This is a genomic window from Humibacillus sp. DSM 29435 (genome assembly GCF_001758225.1).
In the GTDB taxonomy this organism is placed as follows: domain Bacteria; phylum Actinomycetota; class Actinomycetes; order Actinomycetales; family Dermatophilaceae; genus DSM-29435.
The window spans coordinates 1-20306 of the sequence record NZ_MAST01000027.1; the positions used below are offsets into that span (position 1 = coordinate 1).

At 66.5% G+C, this 20306-nt stretch carries 17 protein-coding genes and 2 pseudogenes; 16 read left to right on the forward strand and 3 right to left on the reverse strand.

The features are described from left to right. Positions 1 to 45: 45 nt before the first annotated feature. The 13 genes from BA895_RS15375 (at position 46) to BA895_RS15445 (ending at position 14551) form a co-directional block, all read left to right on the forward strand. Positions 46 to 618: a DUF2867 domain-containing protein gene (locus BA895_RS15375; RefSeq protein WP_254666502.1), complete on the forward strand. Its 573-nt coding sequence runs from the start codon at positions 46 to 48 to the stop codon at positions 616 to 618. Continuing rightward, positions 615 to 1760 carry an FAD-dependent monooxygenase gene (locus BA895_RS15380; RefSeq protein ID WP_070192815.1) on the forward strand — a complete coding sequence of 382 codons (1146 nt, stop codon included), beginning with the start codon at positions 615 to 617 and terminating at the stop codon, positions 1758 to 1760. Before BA895_RS15375 ends, BA895_RS15380 begins: the two co-directional genes overlap by 4 nt. Positions 1761 to 1783: 23 nt before the next feature. Further along, the gene (locus BA895_RS15385; protein ID WP_083283418.1) at positions 1784 to 2233 is read left to right on the forward strand and encodes a PaaI family thioesterase; all 450 of its coding nucleotides are present in this window, start codon (positions 1784 to 1786) and stop codon (positions 2231 to 2233) included. A gap of 35 nt (positions 2234 to 2268) precedes the next feature. Next, on the forward strand, positions 2269 to 2697 hold the full coding sequence (locus BA895_RS15390; protein WP_175442345.1) for a nuclear transport factor 2 family protein: 429 nt from the start codon (positions 2269 to 2271) through the stop codon (positions 2695 to 2697). Beyond that, a complete protein-coding gene (locus tag BA895_RS15395) occupies positions 2694 to 3533 on the forward strand; it encodes an alpha/beta fold hydrolase (RefSeq protein ID WP_070192783.1) in 840 nt (279 codons plus the stop codon). The genes BA895_RS15390 and BA895_RS15395 overlap by 4 nt, the downstream gene beginning before the upstream one ends. 499 nt (positions 3534 to 4032) lie before the next feature. After that, entirely contained in the window at positions 4033 to 4638 is a 606-nt protein-coding gene (locus tag BA895_RS24000) for a GNAT family N-acetyltransferase (RefSeq protein WP_070192785.1), read from the forward strand. 1136 nt (positions 4639 to 5774) lie between these two features. After that, positions 5775 to 6320, forward strand: a complete 546-nt coding sequence (locus tag BA895_RS15415) for a YciI family protein (protein ID WP_070192787.1) — start codon at positions 5775 to 5777, stop codon at positions 6318 to 6320. 338 nt (positions 6321 to 6658) lie between these two features. Further along, entirely contained in the window at positions 6659 to 6841 is a 183-nt protein-coding gene (locus tag BA895_RS15420; RefSeq protein ID WP_070192788.1) for a hypothetical protein, read from the forward strand. 558 nt (positions 6842 to 7399) lie between these two features. After that, positions 7400 to 8509, forward strand: coding sequence for a hypothetical protein (locus BA895_RS15425; RefSeq protein WP_139142698.1), 1110 nt, complete (start codon positions 7400 to 7402; stop codon positions 8507 to 8509). Between the two features lie 229 nt (positions 8510 to 8738). Further along, positions 8739 to 9095 carry a nuclear transport factor 2 family protein gene (locus BA895_RS15430; RefSeq protein ID WP_070192790.1) on the forward strand — a complete coding sequence of 119 codons (357 nt, stop codon included), beginning with the start codon at positions 8739 to 8741 and terminating at the stop codon, positions 9093 to 9095. A gap of 10 nt (positions 9096 to 9105) precedes the next feature. Then, entirely contained in the window at positions 9106 to 9813 is a 708-nt protein-coding gene (locus tag BA895_RS15435; RefSeq protein WP_070192791.1) for an SDR family NAD(P)-dependent oxidoreductase, read from the forward strand. Between the two features lie 1061 nt (positions 9814 to 10874). After that, positions 10875 to 11882: a hypothetical protein gene (locus BA895_RS15440; protein ID WP_070192792.1), complete on the forward strand. Its 1008-nt coding sequence runs from the start codon at positions 10875 to 10877 to the stop codon at positions 11880 to 11882. A gap of 1103 nt (positions 11883 to 12985) precedes the next feature. Continuing rightward, positions 12986 to 14551 carry an ABC transporter substrate-binding protein gene (locus BA895_RS15445; RefSeq protein WP_254666500.1) on the forward strand — a complete coding sequence of 522 codons (1566 nt, stop codon included), beginning with the start codon at positions 12986 to 12988 and terminating at the stop codon, positions 14549 to 14551. Positions 14552 to 14623: 72 nt separating this feature from the next. On the opposite strand, the pseudogene BA895_RS24520 reads toward BA895_RS15445, so the two are convergent. Next, a pseudogene (locus BA895_RS24520) lies at positions 14624 to 15078 on the reverse strand (IS5/IS1182 family transposase); the annotation flags it as partial. 42 nt (positions 15079 to 15120) lie between these two features. Continuing rightward, positions 15121 to 15492 (reverse strand): VOC family protein, encoded by a 372-nt coding sequence (locus BA895_RS15455; RefSeq protein ID WP_371327722.1) that lies wholly within the window; start codon positions 15490 to 15492, stop codon positions 15121 to 15123. Positions 15493 to 16513: 1021 nt separating this feature from the next. On the opposite strand from BA895_RS15455, the gene BA895_RS15460 reads away from it, so the two are divergent. Further along, entirely contained in the window at positions 16514 to 17320 is an 807-nt protein-coding gene (locus tag BA895_RS15460; protein WP_254666501.1) for a hypothetical protein, read from the forward strand. Here BA895_RS15460 and BA895_RS15465 read toward each other — a convergent pair. Further along, a pseudogene (locus tag BA895_RS15465) lies at positions 17304 to 18678 on the reverse strand (IS256 family transposase). The gene BA895_RS15460 and the pseudogene BA895_RS15465 overlap by 17 nt on opposite strands. A gap of 85 nt (positions 18679 to 18763) precedes the next feature. Here BA895_RS15465 and BA895_RS15470 point away from each other — a divergent pair. After that, positions 18764 to 19444 carry a hypothetical protein gene (locus BA895_RS15470; RefSeq protein WP_175442346.1) on the forward strand — a complete coding sequence of 227 codons (681 nt, stop codon included), beginning with the start codon at positions 18764 to 18766 and terminating at the stop codon, positions 19442 to 19444. After that, complete coding sequence (istB, locus tag BA895_RS15475; protein WP_070192796.1) at positions 19441 to 20280, forward strand: IS21-like element helper ATPase IstB; 840 nt, start codon at positions 19441 to 19443, stop codon at positions 20278 to 20280. Before BA895_RS15470 ends, istB begins: the two co-directional genes overlap by 4 nt. The last annotated feature ends 26 nt before the right edge of the window (positions 20281 to 20306 follow it).

A 20306-nucleotide genomic window follows, 5' to 3' on the forward strand; every position in this document is an offset into this window, starting at 1 on the left:
CTTCTACCCAGCGAGCACACGGACCGAGCGTGGCGTATTCACGCACTGGCCCCGGACTTCGCCGTTGAGGACGTGTGGTCCCTACCGACACCAGGAGGGCCAGATGAGCTGCCACGCTTGGTCGAGGCCATCTTCGGTGGCGAGTTCCCTCAGGGGGCTCCCCGGCTGGTGGGCTGGCTGTGGGAGGCCCGCTGGAAACTCGGTGGACTGCTGCACTGGGACGACCCGGGCGGCGGGCTCGAGGCCCGGGTGCCCTCGCTGCGGGACCGGATTCCGGCGGACGAGCTGCCCGCGTCCGGTGATCCTGGGCTGGACCTGGACCCCTTCTCCCCGGTCTACCTGCTGGGGGATGAGTTCGCGGCCGAGCTGGCCAACCGGACCGTGCATGCCATCATGCACCTGGGGTGGGTACCCGACGGCGACGGCGGCTACCGCGGCCAGATGGCCGTGTTGGTCAAACCCAACGGAGTGCTGGGCTGGCTGTACATGACGGGCATCAAACCGTTTCGTCGGTACCTGGTGTATCCCGCGCTGCTGGGCTATGTCGGGAAGCGGTGGCAGGCCACCACCCCGTCCCCGACCAGGCCCACCACCGCAGCAGAGCCGGCCACCGGATGAGCGCAACCGCACCCACGGTTGTGGTGGGCGGGGGCATCGGAGGAATCACGGCAGCCCTGGCCCTGATCCGAACCGGACGCCAGGTCGTCGTGCTCGAACGCTGCCCCACACCCGTCGACACCGGCTCCGGTATCACCCTCTCTCGCAACGCGATGGCCGGACTTGACGCGATCGGGGTAGGAGATGAGGTACGCGCGGTCGGATCACAACCCCCACCCGGCTCGGGTGGTTTCCGGACCCCTCGCGGTGAGGTGTTGGTCGATGCACACGCCGCCGTGCAGGACCTGTACGCCTTTCACCGGGCCGATCTCCATCGCGTGTTACGCGGCCTCCTGCCTGACGAAACGATCCGCACCGACCATGACGTGCAAAGGGTGAGCACAACTTCCCTGGGTGCCTGCGTCGAGATCGCGCATCGCCAAACGATCCAGGCCGAGCTCGTGGTCGCCGCCGACGGTTGGCGCAGCCGGATCCGCAGCGCGTCACATCCGGAATATTCCGGCCCCCGCTACGCCGGCTACACCACCTGGCGGGCCGTGACCACGTCCCGGGTCGAACTCGGCGGAATCGCTGGAGAAAGCTGGGGCAGCGGCGAACGGTTCGGCATCCTGCCACTGCGTGACGGGCTGGTGTACTGGTTCGCCGTGGCCACCCTCCCCCCCGGAAATCACGACGCCGGTCTCAACGAGGTCCACCGACGATTCGCAACATGGCACCGCCCCATCCCCGAGCTCCTCGAAGCCACGGACCCCGCAACGGTGATCCACCTCGACATCTACGACCTGCCTCTGCCGTTGCCGCCCTTCACGGCCGGCAACGTTGTCCTCCTCGGCGACGCCGCTCACGCCATGACCCCCGACATCGGTCAAGGCGCCGGACAAGCCATCGAAGACGCTGTGGTACTGGCCGCGGAGCTCGCGCGAACACCGAGCCAGGCTGCTGCCCTGAAGCGATACGACACAGCACGGCGGCCACGAACCGAGCAGGTCAGCAAGACCGCCCACCGCACGGGTCAGATGGCGCAAGCCCAAGGACGACTTGCCGTGCCCCTTCGTAACGCGATGATGCGGCTCACGCCGCCATCAATTTCCACGAAAATGCTCGAACGCATCACCGCCTGGACACCACCCGCCACCCCATGAGAACCAAAGACAAGGAATCACGCATGGAACCGGATCTTCCATCGGCGCAACGGGTCCTGGCCGAGCAACCCTACTCCGTGCTGCTCGGCACGCGCCTGGTCGCCTTTGAGGAAACGTCCACCATCCTGGAAATCGACCTCCGCGAACGGCACCGGCAACAACACGGGTTCGCTCATGGGGGCGTCATCTCCTACCTGGTGGACAACGCCATCACCTTCGCCGCTGGCACCGTCTTAGGCCCAGACCTTGTCACGGCCGGGATCAGCGTGGAGTACGTGCGTCCCGGCGTGGGCGCCCTGCTCCGGGCCGAAGCCCGCGTGGTCAGCCACTCATCGCACAGCGCCGTCATGCGGTGCGACGTGACTGCGCACGACAACCACGAGGACCACGACGGTGCAGGCCGGCTGTGCGCGGTTGGGCACGGGCGCGCCCTGACCCGCCCGTCGCAGCAGCCCCTCGGGAGTGTTCGATGATGCAACGACCCGGCACGCCGCCAGACATCGCGGTCGTGACCCGCCTGTTCGACGCGGTGAGTGCGCAGGATGTGGCCGCGCTCCTGCGCTGCTACCACCCCGAGGTGACCATTCTCGAGAGCGGCGAACTGCCCTACGGCGGGACCTACCGTGGCCTGGAAGGAGCGCTCGAGCATGTGCGCTCCTTCCAGGCTGCCTGGGCACCGTTCATGGACCGGAGCCAGCCCTTGGCCAGGAGCCTGACCTGCGACGGTGAAGGAACTGTCACGGTGGCGTTTCGTCATCAGGCACGCAGTCTCGCTTCCGGACGGACGCTGGACGAACCCGAGATCGGCACCTATCAGGTGCGCGACGGGCTGGTCATCCGATCGCAGATGTTCCACTTCGAACCCGCTGCGCTATGCCACTTCCTCAGCGAGGAATCACGACCCGCCACGGACCCCCACCCACCCGGCGCCCCATGAGCGCCCTGACCGTGCACCTTCCCGCGGGGCCTATCGCCTACCAGGACGTCGGTACAGGTCCTGTGATTGTCCTCGTGCACGGAGTGCTCATGGACGGCAGCCTCTGGCGAAAGGTCACGCCCCACCTGGCGAAAACCTGCCGGGTCATCACACCCACTCTCCCCCTCGGTGCGCACCGTTTGCCCATGGCACCAGATGCCGACCTGACTATGCGCGGCCAAGTGCACCTGCTCGCCGACTTCATGGATGCCCTCGACCTGCACGATGTGACCTTGGTCATCAGCGACTGGGGTGGGCCCCTCTTCCTGACCGCTGAGGGCCGTGATGAACGGGTAAGCCGGCTCATCATCACCCCCTGCGAGGCCTTCGACAACTTCCCACCGGGACTGCCTGGACGGGCCGCAGAACTCCTCGCCGTCTCCGACGTGGGCATGCGAGCCGGGCTCCACCTACTACGGTGGGGCGTCGCGCGCAGGAAGCCCATGATGTTCGGGTGGATGGTCAAACGAGACATCCCCGCGAGGACAGTGCGTGCTTGGACCGCCCCCGGCCTCAATGACCGCCGCATCCGCAACGACTACCGGGCATACGCCCGAGGGAGCTGGTCGAAACAACACTGCGTTGCCGCCACGCAGTCCCTCAGCAGTTTCCACGGCCACGCCACCGTCCTCTGGGCACCCGAGAACAAGGTCATGCCCCAGGCCCACGGTCAGCAGCTCGCTCGGCTGCTCGGCACCACCGTCACGGAGGTGAACGATGCCTACGTCTTACTCAGCGAGGACCAACCCACCGTCCTGGCTCAGCACATATCGCATGCCGTCTCCGAGGTCAGATAACTGCAGTGACACCAACTGCAGGCCTCGTACAGGCACCCACCACAGACCCCAGTGGGTGCCTGTCGTGGTGGCCGGTTGCGACAGCGAAAGGACGCCGATTCGATTGAGTCGATATCGCGGCCACGTGCACCTGTTCGCCCACGAGTGGTGGTGCCGTCCGGGACCACGATCCGGCGCCCCCTGGCGTTGGTGGACACCGCCGCGTTCGACCGGGCCGTCGCCGCCCGGATGGCCATCACGGTCGGCGAGATGGGCAGTCGCCTTGCAGGCGATGTCATCGGCGTGGTCGAGGTCTTCGGCGCTGGGCAGGGTCTCAGGTCTGTCGCTGCATTCTCGCGCGTTCAGCGTCAAAGTAGCCGACGGCGGGCAGGGTCACCGCCTAACCCCGGCGCTCCTTAACGCCGCGCGTGGCCAAACGACAGGTCCCAAGCCAACGGCAGATCCTGCGCGCCCCAGGTGCGGTCACGCCGGCGGAAGCCTCCCTCAACGATGCGCGGGCATGAACCAGCTCCACATCCGGAAGGCCGGCCGCGCAGACCGCGCCCTCCTTGCCGAGTTCCTGCGCGGGCTATCACCAAATTCGGTATACCAACGCTTCCAGGCCTATCTTGGGCCCGAACCGAAGCCTGCGCTGGTCGATGCCATGCTCCCTGGCGGCCGACACGGAGGCGCCGTGCTTGGGCTTGTCGACCAGCGGCCGGTAGCCCACGGCATGTGGGTGCGGGTCGGGATGGCGCGGGTAGCGGAGATCGCCGTGGTAGTGGCGGATACCAAGCAAGGACAGGGAATCGGCACCCAGATTGCCGTGTCATTGATCGCCGACCTGGCGTCCCATGGTGTACAACGCGTAAAGGTTTTCACCAGCGCAAACAACAACGCCGTTACTCGGATGGTCACTCGACGAGCGCCAGACGCCGTGCGCGAACGTGACGGCCCAACCATCACCTACACATTCACCGCCCTCTCCACGAACCGGGCCGAGCGCAACACGGCCAGCACCGTGGCCGCTTCCGCCGGCGACAGGGCCCGCGGCTGGCGGCGCGACTCCCGGACGGCCAGCGCGACGAGGCGCGGTGGGGGCCGGCTGGACCGGCGGCGGCGGTAGCGCGCCGCTCCAGCCCATCCCACGGCCCGGCACGCCCCAGGGACCCCGATCAGCGGGGCCAGCCTGGTTATCGTTACCTCGATTCACCACAGGGCCCGTGGCCCAGCAGAACTGAGAGCCAGCTTTCAGTGGATCTTGGTGACCTTCCGGGCCGGACTGAGCTCACCCGGTGAGCCGCCAACTGTCCCAGCCTAACCGGGCGGCTTCCTTGGCTTCGGCGGTCGCCGAGAGCGTCCGGAACTAGCCAGCCCGACGCGATGTGCGATGGCCTGATTTGAGATGCGACTCCTTCAAAACGCGACCACTTCCACCCGCCCCTGCGAGACGTTCATGAACCACGTCACTGAGCACGTTCGATCTGACTCTATGAGCGTTAAGACGTACCGCATCCCGGCGAGCGGCCGCGACGACCAGCTGCCCCACTCGGAAGACGACACCCAACGCAGTCATCAGCAGCACCACCAAGTTCACGTGTGCAGGCGAGGCGGTGGCCGCCACCGCCGGGACGCGAACTTCTGATCGCAGAGCCACCGGTCGTGCACCCCTGTCCAGGTCTTCCCGCCGAAGTAGACGATCCCTGACGCAGCCACCGTTCCGACACCCGATGTCGACCCGCCATCAGATCCTCGCGCACATCCTCACGGGCCCGGAACAGGTCCCGCGCCGCCTCCGTGTCCGCGGACGGGACCGCTACGATTTGACCCAAGTGCGGCAGCCGGGCCAGGTGGCGAGCACCCCGGGCATCGGTCTTGACCCCGCCTCCGCTGGGACGCTGCAGCTTCGACGGGGCCGCAACCAAACGCTTGAGACCCTTAACCGCCAAGAACCGGGCCAGCCCGAACCCCGTCAGCCCAGCCTCATAGGTGACCGTGACCAGGCCAGCAACCTGACCAGCCACGCCAGCAGCCCGGCGTAATCTGGGCTCAACCGCGCCTCAACCACCTCCCCGGTCCGCCCATCCAACGCGCACGCGACCACCGACCGCGCGTGACCAAAGGACCACCCTGGTCGACAATCCACGTTCACGTGGGAGCCAGGCCCCAGGACACTACCCCCCTACCGTCTAGAGGCCACGCGGCGCCTGGCTCGTGAATCGCGTTTGCGCGCTGTGGGTACCCTCAGGAACGCTGGGGAATATGGAGTTCTTCTGCTACCACCGCGATCGGCCTGGATCGATGCCTTTGCGCAACCACCTGCTGGAACAGCATTGGTCCTACATGGACCAGTTCGACGCGACCATGATCGCCCGCGGCCCGACCTTTACTGACAATGAGATGCTGACCGGCAGCGTGCACATCCTTGATCTGCCGGATCCGGGTGCCGCCCGCAGCTTCGTTTTCGATGAGCCTGGTTACCAGGCTGGCGCCTACCGGGACGTGCTGCTGCGCCGGTGGCGCAACTCGGTAGGTCGCACGATGTGGGATTTTCGTGGTGGCCAGCCGGATGAGAGCTATCTCGTGTTGGGGTTCACGTTGAAGCCAGCAGCGGACTATGACGAGCTGCCGATCCGCGACGAAGTGATCGTCTCGGGGCCACTGTTGTCCGACGACGGTTCCTGGGTTCTCGGGGCGGCAGTTCTGCTGGGGGCGACCGGCGCAGACGTTGCGCGAGCAGTCCTGCCAGCCGATCAGTACACCGGCATCGAGGTGCATCGGTGGCGATTCGGCGGACGACCGAGCTGACCGGATGAAGCCGAGCAAGGCCCGGACCGGCGCACGCACCCACATGGCGGCCAGTCCGAGCTGGGTAAACCCACCCCAACCCGAGAACTGGCCTGATGGTCAACCGGTCCGCCACGCAACGTTCCGGTGAGGTGAGACGGCTCCGTGAGCGACAGACGCTGCTGGCCAGCAAGATTCGCTCCGAGTCGAATGAGTCGCCCCGGGCCACATGCACGTTGTAGACCTGACCTAACGGCACCCCGGAAAGGCCACCACCCGAGGCCGGGAAGAACTACCACTTCGTCAGGAACCGCCACCCCCGGCCGGTTCCCCACCTGACTACAGAAGGGCTCAACATCATGGTTCGCGTCAAGTTCGCCGGGGCATTCACCGCCCTGGCGCTCACACTCGGAATCACTGCCGGCGGCATCATCTGGGACTCGGCCGGCACTCCATCCACCACCGCCAGCGGTGTCATTTGGGACTCGGCCGGCCAGTACGGCGGGTCTGTCACGACCGATGACGGCGCCCACTGGGGCTGACCCACCTGCAGAACCGGAGCACCAACGCCGAACCCCAACGAGTCGTTCCCCCTCGCACCTGTAGAGCCCGGCCCGGACCACCAAGATCGGACAGCCGACCCGAAATGGCGATGGTCCAATCTCCTATTGTAACGACGTAACCGTCGTTTCTCCGGCCAGGTGCCGTGAGGAACTAATCGTGTCGCGACACTGGACCCGCTGACTGTCGACCCGTCTCGCCCCTCCGGCATCGCGGTCAGCGACCCCACGGCCCCGGCCTGACGAGACCCCCGTCACGCCGGGGCCGGCCGGACCCTCATACGCGGCACCACCGTCACAGCGGTCCGAACCAGATGAGGGCTTGGGGACTCGAGCGTCGCACAGATTTGGAAACCCAAACCCGACCGAGGTCGTGCCTACCGACAGGTGATCATCATGCGTCGTCACCGCTCCCCCCTCCTTTTTGCCGCCACTGGCCTCGCGGCGCTGGCCCTCCTGTTGGCCCAAGCCCCCGCTGGGGCCACCGATAAGCCACCTGGAACCACTGGCTCCACCTTCGCTGCCCGGGTGACGCCCCTCGTGACTGACACGTCGGCGTTGGAAGTGGTGGAGCAACGTGGGCGGACAGCGCACGGTTCGCTGTTCGGTGGCGCCCAAGCAAGCGAGGACGGAGCCATCATCGAGGTGTTCCTCACCCGAGATGACCCGGCCGTCGAAGCCGACCTGCGGGCGGCCGCGAAACTGTCCCCGACCCAGATCCGGTTCCGCACGGGCGCCACCACGGTGGCCCAACAGGACGCCCTACACAACCGGGTCACGACCGCAGCCCCGTCCTTACGCAAAGCCGGGTACCGGCTGGACTCCTGGATTCTGAACTTCGCGACCCGACGCGAGGTCATCACCCTGACCGACGGCACACCTGCCCAAGTCGCAAAGCTCCGGCGCCAGTTCGGGCCCGAGGTCGACGTCAAAGCCAAACCTGACTCTCCCGCACGCGTGACGGCGGACCGGTTTAGTGACACCGCACCCTGGAACGGTGGAGACTTCATCTCAGACACCGTGTCCACCTGCACGTCGGGGATCCCCGCCCACAACGGCGCAGGCGCCCAGTACCTGGTCACTGCCGGGCACTGCTTCAACCTGGGCGCCAACATCTTCAACTACTCCGCCAGCCTGAACCACGGCGGGCGTGGGTATCTCGGCCGGGTCAGCACCCGCGCCCAAACCGAACGCGACATGGACGCAGAACTCATCTCCACCCGGCTCTCCAACCTGATCTGGACCGGCTCGTCAACATCACCGACCCGCACCGTCATCGCCGGCACCGCCGGGTCCCCCGGCCATAAAAAGGTTTGTCACAGCGGCGCCTACGAAGGCGAGAAATGCGGACTCACTATCGACGGGGTCGGCTGCAAGAACTTCCCCGGCGTCCTGACGTACTGCCACCTGTTGCACGCATCATCGACCAACCCCCAAGCCGTCGGACCCGGTGATAGTGGCGGACCGGTCTACCGGATGGTCGACGGACAACTGCGCATCGTGGGCACTGTCACCGGCGGGGACGGCACCAGCGCTCGGTGCGGCAACTGGTCACCCCAGAACAACAGAATCTGCCGCAGCAACCTGTGGTACACCGACTGGAACGCCGTAGCCAGCCGCTGGAGCCTGCACATCGGCGGCCTCGGCTAAACCCTGAGCTCGTCAAGAACGAGCGCCTACCGACGACATCACTGGTGACACCGACCTCAGGCCTCAACGCAGGGAAACCACCTCACGTTTTGGCCCTGTCAGGCGGCCGCCCGGGCGCCCACGCAGTCCTAGCTTTCTCAGGTCGTTCGAGCTGGACATGGTCGGCCAGACCAAAACGAACTGCTCACAGGCGATCGCAAACCCTGACCGACGTTGAAAGGGAGCATCCGTGTCAGATCCTGCAGACATCGAGCAACTCAACACTCTTAACACCGCGTTCATCGAGGCCTGTCGGCTTGGGTCCTGGCCCGGCCTGCGTAAACTCCTGTCGGACTGGTTCCGCTACGTTGACGGGACGACCGGGCAGATGTGGGACATGGCCGAGTACATCGCCGATCTCGAGGCTCATCCCGATCCCACGCTGCGGATCGACCAGGTCATCATCCACATGGCCGGTGACACCGCCGGCGTGACCGCCCGAACCTCAAACCGGTCAGGCACCCACAACCGGTACCTTGACGTTTACGCTCGTGAACCCTCCGGGTGGCGCTGCGTTCAGGCCTGCGTGTGGCCAACTCAGGCCTAGGGTCGCGGTCGTGACGACAACCTTGATTACCGGGGCGAACAAGGGCCTCGGATTCGAGACGGCCCGTCGACTCGTAGCGGCTGGTCACACCGTGTGGATCGGCAGCCGCGACGCCGACCGGGGGCGCCGAGCAGCCGACCGACTCGGAGCACGAACGGTCCTACTCGATGTCACCAACGAGGAGTCGGTCGCCGCTGCAGCCGCCACCATTGCGGCCAGTAGCGGGCTCGATGTGCTCGTCAACAATGCCGGCATCCAGGTCGAGATGACAGACGGCGGCGTGACCGGTGCGGCGGGCGTAACCACGGAAATGATGCGCACAACGTTCGACACGAACGTCTTCGGCTTGGTGCGCGTCATGCACACCTTCCTCCCACTACTACAGCTTTCGAGCGCGCCAGTCGTGGTCAACGTCAGCAGCTCGCTGGCCTCGCTGACCAAAATCAGCACCCCCGGCACGCCCGCCCATGCGTACCCAGGTGTGGCATACCCGGCGTCCAAGGTTGCCGTCAATATGATCACGGTGCAATACGCGAAACAGTTCCCGCGCATGAGGATCAACTCTGTCGAGCCCGGCTTCACCAGGACGGACCTGAACCAGAACACCGGAACCCGCCGTGTCGAAGACAGTGCGGAAGTCATCGTCCGGATGGCGCAGATCGGGCCTGACGGTCCCACCGGTGGCTACTACGACATCACCGGCGAACTACCGTGGTGACCCGACCCGATCCTCCGGATCGGCTCACGGAAGGCCCGGTAACGGTGGCTACAAATCGCGCGGATAGGTCATGACGTGGCGTGGCGGTGAGACGGACACTTCGCCTGCTACCCGGGGACTTGTAAGAGACCGAATGTTGGTACGGGGCCCGTCGTCGTCCTCGTGCACGGGGACTCATCAACAGCAGCCACTGGCGCAAGGTCACACCCCACCTGGCGGAACCTGGCCGGCCATCACGCCCCCTCCCCGAGGCTCCCCTGGTCACGCGACCGATGGCCCGAACATGACAGACCCTGGAAGGAACGCCCAGATGAGCACCAGCCCCACCGCCCGAACGCCCTACTTCGTGATCGACTACACACCCGGGCCAGCAGCGCCTACGAGCGCACCCGACCCCGCAGACCCCGCGGGCGTGGTGCTCAGGGCACATCTTGAGCACCTGCGGGCAGGCCACCAGGCCGGTTTCGTCGTACTAGCTGGGCCCTGGACCGGTCAGCTCGCGTCCGGACTTGTGATCGTCAACGGTGACCACGGTCAGGTTGACCAGTTCATCGCGGATGACCCAGCCGTACAGCAATCCGTCCTGGTCCCAACCGTCCACCGATGGTCCCCCCTAGTCGGCCTGCCCCGAACCAGTCCAACAGATGGCCCATAGCCTCGACGGTGCGTCGACGCCACGGATGCGGCTCTGAGTCTAGGTTGCAGCGAGGGTCATCCACCGCGGTGCAGCGGCTGGAAGTGCCTGATGCGTGGGTGGTTTGGTTCTCACGGCCATACGGGGCGCATCGGTTCCCGAGTCTTCCCACCACCCAGGAGAACCACGGAGCCTCGCGGCCGACCTGTTCCCCGACCCGACACCAACGATTCGAGGCCATGTGCCAAGGCACCGGGTAAACGCAGCGGCGCTGAGCACGATCGTCGTACTGGCTACCGTCTCAGGGTGTGAGTCGGTACCCGAACCCAACCCCCACCACACCAGCTCGAGGCCAACCCCCACCACGCCACCGGCATGGCACCAGTCCGCCCTACCCGCTCCGCACAGCCCACCCGGGCATCTGATCGTGCAGTCGGTCACGTACTGCGGCGCGAAGTGGTACCTCGGTGGCGCCATCGACACCGGCAATGACCAGAGCTACCCGGCCCTGTGGAGCTCACCCGACACCCGCCACTGGCACACCGAACCCATTACAGCGCACACCTACTACGGCCAACGCGCCCTGCTCACCTCCCTCGGGTGCCGTAACGGCCGACTCGCGGCGATCGGAGCCAAACCCGGTGGCGCCCATGGAAACCCGCGCGTCACCTCATGGTGGCAACGCGGCGACACCACGCTGGTGGACGTCGACGCTCCCTTCGAACTGTTCGGCGGACCATCAGCGGTCAACGTCGGACCCGTCCACGGCGGACCTAACGGCTGGCTGATCGCCGGGAACCGCACCGGCGGCCCCGCCGTGTGGGTCGCCACCGACCCGCGGACCTTCACCCTGATCGACCACGCCCCCCATCTCGCCGACGGTGACGGGTGGACTGGGCTCGCCCAGGACGTGACATGGGACGGTGACCGCTGGGTCCTCGTCGGCGGCGGCGGGTACCGAACCCACCTGCACCAGCAGCCGCTGGCCTGGACCTCAACCGACGGCCACCACTGGACCCGTGAACCGGTCCCCGGCAGCACCGAGTTCGCTGACCTGCAACGAGTGGTCGCTCAGCCCGGCGGCGCCATCGCCGTCGGGCTCCGCGACAACACGTTCGGTGCCTGGCGGCGCACCCCCACCGGGTGGACCGAAACCGGAACCTTCGGGCGCCAGTCCCCCACTGGCACCACCAGCGCCAGGGTCCTGTCCCTGACCGTGGCCGGCTCCCACCTCGCCGCCGCCGTCAGCGACGGGTCCACTCTCGCGCTCTGGACCTCACCTGATGCCACCACCTGGACCCAGCTCACGTTACCCACCAACGTCACGGCCGGAGGTGGCCGGTCCATCCACGTTCACGGATCAGGCGACACGCTCCTGCTCACAATCAGCGACGCCACGACCAGCACCATCTGGTCCACTCAGACGCTCCCCTAACGACCACCTCGCATCCGAGCAAGGGGTGCCTGTCAGCCGAGCCCCCCTGCCAACGAAAGGACCGCTTCCCAAACCGAGGTCACACAGGCCACCAACGCGGCGCGACGCTGCGCGGGCACCGACTGCTCAGGGCCCGGGCCCGGGCTGGGGGCACCATCGACACCGTCGTTCTACCGATCCCTCGCATCGGCGCGCGCACGCTACCACCAGGGGCGGGCAAGGCGACACGTCTTGGCGCGCCGAAAGTACTCGTGTCGACAATGAGGCCACCGTTACAAGACACGACGATGCATCGATGGGAGATAGCCCGATTGGCCCCTCCAGGCGGGATAGGGCGGCGCCCTGCACCGCCATCGGCAGCCGTGAACACGAAGCTCGCCGCGGCTGCCCCTGACCGGTTGGAGATCGCCGCCGCCAACGACATGCGCCCCCGTACGCGATGCCCTGGGGTCGTGGGGTCGTCTGTGATGGCTGGTACCCCGGCCCCCTTGCTGCTGTCCTGGTCAGAGCAATCACTCACTTTGGCGTCTCGCAGACCCCTTCGGTGAGCAGTCCACCGGTGTGACGGCTGAGGTTCAACATCACCATGTAACGGCCCCACCGCTCGAGCTGCTTTGGTGCACGGGCCCTCCGCTGGCGACCACGAAAGTGAAACCGCTTGGTGATTCGTCCTGGGTCGAATCAGTGGCTCGGCAACGGGTTTCGTCACATCATGGTGTGCCGCGCCGCCCGTGCGCGACGCCTCATGTCGGGTGGCCGCCGGGTGCACCCGCAGGCCCTGCGGGGAGTAAACAAGATGATGCCAATCGTCGAGGCCTTACGGGCTTCGCGTCCTGGTCCTGACCAATCGCATCCACCAACACGTTCCGGCACCGGGTCGGTTCTGGGATGAAGGAGCCGTAATAATGCGCTGGACCAAAATCTTAACCGTCGGGGCCGCGGCCTCGCTCAGTCTCGTCACCGCCTGTGGCGCCCCGAAGACCGATAGCACCACGCCGGCCGGTGACCGAAATAGCGGTGGAGCCCAACAGCCCGCGACGGCGGCTCTCGATCCCACGGCCACAGGGCCGGCGCCAGAGATTCCTGGGGCCCGGAAGGGTGGCATGGTCACGGTCGCCTACGCCACGGTGCCGCAAGACATGGACCCGAGCAACCAGTTCTTCCAGGACACAGCAGTGATCTTGGGCCTGACCCACCGCGCTCTGACGCAGTACGTCCTGCGGGACGGCAAGGCGGTGCTGGTGCCCGATCTCGCCACCGACCTCGGCACCGCGTCCGCTGACGGCCTGACCTGGACCTTCACCCTCAAGGACGGCATCAAGTACGAGGACGGCGCCCCGGTGACAGCCGCCGACGTCGTGTTCGCCGCCAAACGCTCGTTCGACCCCGACCTCGCCGTGAACGGCCCGACCTACCAGCGTGACTTCTTCAAGGGCGGCGCCGCCTATAAGGGCCCCTACCAAGGAGACAAGAACTGGAAGGGCGTGGAGGCCCCCGACGACAAGACCATCGTCATCCACCTCGGGAAGAAGTTTTCGACCCTGCCCTACTTCATGTCCTTCAGCCAGTTCGCCCCCCTTCCCGAGGCCAAGGACACGAAAGTGGACTACGAACTCCACCCCATCTCGACCGGTCCGTACATGTTCGACAAGTACACCCCCGGCACCGAGCTCTACCTCAAACGCAACCCCAACTGGGACCCCCAGACCGACCCGGGCCGCAACAACTACCCCGACGGCTACCACTTCAAATGGGGAATCGACGACGTCAAAAGCCAGCAGTCCATCCTGGCCAGCACCGGAGACGACGCCACCACCCTCAACTGGGACACGATCGACTCATCCCTCGTCCCTCAGATCGAGGGAGCAAAGAAGGACCAGTTCGTTGAAGGCCTGTCCTCGTGCAACGCCGTGATCAACCTCGACGCCACAAAGATCAAGGACATCAACGTTCGCAGGGCGATCGCCAAGGCGTGGCCCTTCGACTCGCTCCACAAGGCGGCCGGCGACACCAGCCACGCGTTCACCCCGGCCAGCACCATGATCCCGCCGCAAGTGACCGGCCATCTCGACTACACCGTCGATGGCATGAACGGCCGAGGCGACGGGGACCCTGCCGCCGCCAAGAAGATGCTGGCTGACGCCGGCTACGGGCCAAACAAACCCTACGAGCTGATCTACTACTACACCAACGACGACGCCACACAGCAGAAGGTCAACCAGGTGCGCAAGCAGAAGCTGCAAGCGGCCGGCTTCAAAGTCACCGATATCGGCGTCCCCGGAAAGGAGCGCCGCGGCATCATCGGGAAACCGAACGGTAAATACAACATGCTGCAAGGCCCCCGAGGGTGGTGCTTCGACTGGCCGTCCGGTGACGCGATCATCCCGCCGACCATCGGCTCCGTCGCGCTCTCCTCGGGTGGCACGTCGTACGGCAACTTCACCGACCAAAAGATCGACTCCGAGATTCAGCGCATCCAACAGCTCTCCATTCAAGAGCAGGGGCCGCAGTGGGGGAAAATGGACCAGTGGTTGACGAAAAACTACCTCCTGGCCATCCCCGACAACTACGCCAAAGGCAACACCGTCTTCGGCACCAAGCTGAAGAACGTGCAGAACAACCCCAACACCGGCCTCACCGAACTGAGATCCATCTGGGTCGCCCCGTAATGGAGACGGACACGACCGAGACCATGGTGGCAGCACTCAGCCCGACCGACCGGCAAGTAGTCATCGGAGGCGTCAGGTGGTGGGAATGGTGTCCCATCCGTAGTGGTGTCTGGCGGTGTTGATCAGGCGTCCAATACCGGTGAGCGCGGCGGCAAAGAAGGGGTAGAACTCGACGATGACTCGGGTCTTGTCGATGAACCGGCCCAGCGTGCCGAAACCATGCATCCACGAGTGACTCCGCTTCACCGGCCAGCGCTTGGTGGCCTGGATCGGGGCCGGCTTGCCCTTGGTCGCGATGCGCGGGGTGCAGCGCAGGATCTCCAATAGGTCACGGGTCTTGCCCGAGTCCTGTCCCGTGTCCACGTGCACACCTGCACCCTCGGGCAGCGCCCCTACTGTGTCGGGTACTCCGGCCAGGGTCGGTTCCAGCAGCGGTGAGTCGTGGGCGTTGGCCGCCGCGGCGAACCGAACAGCGGGATCCCGAACGCGTCCGTCACAACCGACCGCTTCGGACCCTCTTCAGAGCGGGAGCGTTCGCGGCAACCTCGCCGCCGCGAGTGGAAGACAAGTCAAGCGGTCCCAGTGCGCTCCGGCTCGGAGCGTAGAACGCAGAACTCATTCCCCTCTGGATCCGCCATAGTGACCCACCCCTGACCCAGCCCGTGCTCGTCCCGACGGTCCGTCAAGACGCGTGCGCCCAACCCCTTCAGGCGCTGCACCTCCTCGTCGCGGCTTTGGTGTCGGGGACGAATGTCGAGGTGGATGCGGTTCTTTCCCGCGTTCGCTTCGGGGACCTCGATGAACAGCAGCGTGTGGCCGGTTGACGGGTCAAGGATGGGGCACTCCTCATCACCGGCTTCATTGGGGTCTGCTGCCACATCGACGTAGCCCAGGACGGACTTCCAGAACTCGGAGAGAGCGAAAGCGTCGACGCAGTCCACGGATGTATGCGATACGAAGCAGGTCATGGACTACGAGTTCAGCAGCCGCCTTGACTAACCGCAAGCGATTTCCTGATCTTGGTAGGACAGCGGCGGGCGGACGCCCGTCGGCGGGGGGGCGCCCGTCGGCGGAGCGACCCGCAGGGACCGCCATGAGGCGGCTGGCTATGGGCGTGAAACCTGACGTCAGTTGGTGACGAATCCTGACGGCACCGGGGTGTCCGGATGGCGTGTGATGGTCGTGAATGTTGACGTCACTTGGTGGGGGTGGCGCCTTCGAGTTGGGCTCGGGTGTGGGCGAGGCCCACCGGTCAGCTTCGACGCGTTGCCGGGAAAACCCGATCACTTGTGCTAGGGCTGCCTTCAGGTTGTCGCAGCGAACCGTACCCGCATACACGCCGCCAAGTTCGGTGAAGGCGTGCACGTGCCCCTCGAAGGAGGCCTCTTGGCCACCGGTCGCGGACACTCGGTGCACGGCCTTACCGGAGTAGGACATCCGCAACGAGAACAGGTGCGCTGCGACCAGTTCCCCTCGTAGCACGACGGCGATTTCTCCGAAGTCGACTTCGGCTTCCCGGCCGGGGTGGTGGGTTTGCGGGACGAAACCTGTCGGGTCGCCGCGGCCCTGCTCAACACGGATCTGCGGTCCGCGTATGGCGACGTAGGTCCGCACAACGGGGTAGGACACGTCGTGCATGCCGTGCTCGTCGATGAGCCGGGCGAATATCCTGGTAGCGGTGTGCCGTTGCTTGCGGGGGGCGTCAAGATCACCCACCAGCATCGCGTCGATGACTTCCTTGAACTGGTCCAGTTTCGAAGGCCGCTTCGGGTAGTCAGCTCGTTGGGATGGCCACGCCGAACCCAACGCGTCCTTGACGGTGCGCCTGATGGCGCTCAGCTGAAAGTCCCCAGACCTGCTCACTGAAATTCCCCACCCGTGTGGCTCCACCGAGTCAGGTGGGGCTCCTTCGAGGCTAGTGGTCTCTGACCACACACCAGCACGAAGGAGCCCCGACTGCTCATGCTCACACGGGAGGAAGACATCGACGCGCACGCACTGCGGAAGCAGGGCTGGACGATCTCGGCGATCGCTCGGCACCTGGGGAGGGACCGTAAGACGATCCGGGCGTACCTGGCCGGGAGGGAGCCGGGCGTCCGGGAGGCGGGGGCACCTGATCCGTTCGAGAAGTTCGCCGCGTACTGCGGGCAGCGGCTGGCCGATGACCCGCACCTGTGGGCGATGACGTTGTTCGATGAGCTGCTGCAGCTCGGCTATGACCGGTCCTACCCCACGCTGACCCGGCAGCTGCGGGCCCGGGGGCTGCGCCCGGCGTGTGAGCCGTGCCGGCCCACGAAGGACCGGGCGGTGGCGATCATCGAGCACCCGCCCGGGGAGGAGACCCAGTGGGACTGGGTCGAGTTGCCCGACCCGCCCGAGCACTGGGGGTGGGGCAAGACCGCGCACTTGCTCGTCGGGGCGCTGAGTCATTCCGGGAGCTGGCGGGGAGTGTTGTGTGAGTCCGAGGAGCAGCCGCACCTGATCGACGGGCTGGATCGGGTCGCGCGCGCCCTGGGCGGACTGAGCAGGGACTGGCGTTTCGATCGGATGTCCACGGTGGTGTCCCCGTCCACGGGGAAGGTGTCCGCGTCGTTCGCGTCCGTGGCTAAACACTACGGCGTGACCGTGAGGCCGTGCCCACCGCGGCGCGGGAACCGTAAGGGCGTCGTGGAGAAAGCGAACCATGTTGCCGCACAACGGTTCTGGCGGGCCTGTCAAGATTTCTGTGTAAGCGATCTGGGTCATCGTGGGTTTAGAGGTGGGCGTTGATGCGGTCGGGGTAGAGCAGGGCGAGCTCGGGACAGCGCCGTCTTCCAGCCGATCACGGCGAGGCCTTCGACCAGGCGGCCTGGAGCCTGGCGGGATTGGCCCTTCGGGGTGCCGGCCTCCTTGGCGCGTTCGCGGGCTCGTTTGTCCTCGATGGTTCGGATCGCGAGCCAGAGCAGCTTCATCGCGGCGGCGTCGTTGGGGAAGTGACCGCGGTTCTTGATGATCTTGCGCAGCTGGTAGTTCAGCGACTCGATGCTGTTCGTGGTGTAGATGACCTTCCGAAGCGCGGGTCCGAAGGCCAGGAACGGGACGAACCGGTCCCACGCGTTCTCCCACGTCGCGCTTGTCGCGGGGTACTTCTTGCCCCAGGTCGAGTCGCCGAACGCGGCCATCGCTGTCAGTGCGGCGTCCTCGTCGGGGGCGGTGTAGATCGGGCGCAGCATCGCTGCTACTGCCTTGCGGTCGCCGTAGGAGACGAAGCGCATCGAGGCCCGGATCAGGTGCACGACGCAGGTTTGGACCATAGCGTGGGGCCAGGTGGCCTCGATGGCTTCCGGGAAGCCGGTCAGTCCGTCGCAGCACACGATGAGGCCGTCACGCAGGCCGCGGTTGGCCAGTTGGGCGCACACCGAGGCCCAGAACTTCGCGCCCTCGGCGGCCTGGATCCAAATACCCAGAACGGTTTTCACGCCGTCCATGTCGACCCCGACTGCGATGTGCGCGGCCCGGTTCGTCACGTGGGCGCCGTCGCGGATCTTCACCACGAGGGCATCGAGGAAGATCACCGGGTAGAACGCCTCGAGCGGGCGGGACTGCCACTCGGCGACCTCGTCGGCCACGGCCTCGGTGACGTTCGAGATCGTCTCGTGGGACAGCTCCGTGCCGAGCGTTGAGGCGAGGTGGTGCTGGATGTCGCGGACCGTCATCCCGCCCGCGTAGAGGCTGATGATCATGTCCTCCAGCCCGCCGAGGCGCCGAGAGCCCTTCGGGACCAGCGCCGAGGCGAAGCTCGAGCTGCGGTCCCGCGGCTGGTCCAACGCGAGGTCGCCGACCTCGGTCCCGACCGTCTTGGGCGTCGTGCCGTTGCGGGAGTTGCCGCTGCCGTGCCCGGCCCGGTCGCCACGCTCGTAGCCCAGGTGCGAGGTCAGTTCCGCGTCCATCCCGCGCTCGAGGACGGCCTTGATCATCTCGGGCAGGAAGCCTCCCTTCCCGGTCAGAGCAACACCTCGTTCGCCGTCGCGGGCCAGTAGATCATCGACCAGATCGTCGGAAAACAGCTCCCGGCGCAGCCGCCGAGCTTCAGGACTCGAGGAGGCGGACGCGTCGGATGCCGTATCCGGGTCGTGCTTCTCGGTCACCGTCATAGTGAACTCCTTCAAGATCGGACCCACCGCTCACACAGACCATCTGACACCCTCGTTCTGGCGGACCCTGCCCGATGACGTGACCGTCGAGGAAGCCCAGGCGCGCCTGAACAAGTGGTGTACCACCCGCGGCGACATCCGGTTGCGGGCGACCGCCGACGGGCGCAGCACGGTCCAGACCCTGGCCGAGCTCGAGCCGCTGCGCCCGGTCCCGGCGCCGTACCCGGTCGTGCTCACCGTGGCGCGGGTGGTGTCCGCCCAGGCGTTGGTCTCCTACGCCGGGAACCGGTACTCCGTCCCGCCCGAGCTGCACGGGTCCACGGTCACCGTCAGCCTGCTCCTGGGCGCTACCCACCTGGACATCGCCACCCTCCCGACACCGGGACGCCCCGGCCCGGTCCCGACCGTCATCGCCCGCCACCAGCTCGCACCCGCTGGCGCCGGCGCCACCATCCGCGAGGTCGGGCACGTGACCGCCCTGACCGAGGCCGCCCTGGCCGCGTTCACCACGGCAGCCCCGCACCGCCGCAAAGAACGCCGCCCGCCCAGCCCAGCCGCCCGCGCCGAGGCCGAGCAACTGCGCCACCAAACCACCGGCCGATCCAGCGCATGCGATGACACCCAGGTCGTGGTCAACCTGGCCCGATACGCGGCCGCCGCGGCCGGACGTAACGCCCTCATACCAGCCGCCCCCAACCCCTCACCCGAGGACCAGCCAGACACCCGCAAGAACACCCTGAAGGAGACGAACCAGCAATGACAACAACACAGCCTACGATCCCATCGGCCCCGTCCACGCCCGCACAGGCCAGCCTGTACCAGCAGCTCCGCAGCCACCTCGCCGTCCTGAAGCTGCACGACGCCGCCGAGCACCTGCCCACCGTCCTGGACGCCGCCGCCGCCGAAGGGCTGTCCCTGACCGCCGCCCCCGAACGGCTCCTCGCCGTCGAAGTCGACGCCACCGAGGCCCGCCGCCTCGCCGGACGCCTCCGGTTCGCGTCGCTACCAACCCCGGCCACCCTCGCCGACTTCGACTACGACGCCGCCCCCGGCCTCGACCCCAAACTCATCACCGAGCTCGCCACCGGCCGCTACCTGCAGTCCGCGACCAACATCCTGCTCATCGGCCCACCCGGCGTCGGCAAGACCCACCTAGCCGTCGGACTGGCCCGCGCCGCAGGCGAATCCGGCTACCGCACCTACTTCACCACCGCAGCCGACCTCGCCGCCCGCTGCCACCGTGCCGCGATCGAAGGACGCTGGGCCACGACCATGCGCTTCTTCGCCGGACCGACCTGCCTCGTCATCGACGAGCTGGGCTACCTCGCCCTACCCGCCGAAGCCGCGTCCGCCCTGTTCCAAGTCGTGTCCCAGCGGTACCTGAAGACCTCCATCATCTTGACCAGCAACAAAGGCGTCGGCTCCTGGGGAGAGGTCCTGGGCGATAGCACCGTCGCCGCAGCCCTGCTCGACCGGCTCCTACACCGCTCCGTCGTGCTCAACCTCGACGGCGACTCCTACCGCCTCCGCGAACACCACGCCCGAGGCGAAGCCCCCCGCGCCACCACCACCGGCACCCGCCAACCGCTACGCTGACACCGCCACCAGGTGGGGACTTTCGG

Excerpts from the sequence above, each read along its gene's own strand:
- BA895_RS15380 (WP_070192815.1), top strand. The coding sequence starts at position 615 with ATGAGCGCAACCGCACCCACGGTTGTGGTGGGCGGGGGCATCGGAGGA.
- BA895_RS15385 (WP_083283418.1), top strand. The coding sequence starts at position 1,784 with ATGGAACCGGATCTTCCATCGGCGCAACGGGTCCTGGCCGAGCAACCC.
- BA895_RS15395 (WP_070192783.1), top strand. The coding sequence starts at position 2,694 with ATGAGCGCCCTGACCGTGCACCTTCCCGCGGGGCCTATCGCCTACCAG.
- BA895_RS24000 (WP_070192785.1), top strand. The coding sequence starts at position 4,033 with ATGAACCAGCTCCACATCCGGAAGGCCGGCCGCGCAGACCGCGCCCTC.
- BA895_RS15415 (WP_070192787.1), top strand. The coding sequence starts at position 5,775 with ATGGAGTTCTTCTGCTACCACCGCGATCGGCCTGGATCGATGCCTTTG.
- BA895_RS15420 (WP_070192788.1), top strand. The coding sequence starts at position 6,659 with ATGGTTCGCGTCAAGTTCGCCGGGGCATTCACCGCCCTGGCGCTCACA.
- BA895_RS15445 (WP_254666500.1), top strand. The coding sequence starts at position 12,986 with ATGGTCACGGTCGCCTACGCCACGGTGCCGCAAGACATGGACCCGAGC.
- BA895_RS15460 (WP_254666501.1), top strand. The coding sequence starts at position 16,514 with ATGCTCACACGGGAGGAAGACATCGACGCGCACGCACTGCGGAAGCAG.
- istB (WP_070192796.1), top strand. The coding sequence starts at position 19,441 with ATGACAACAACACAGCCTACGATCCCATCGGCCCCGTCCACGCCCGCA.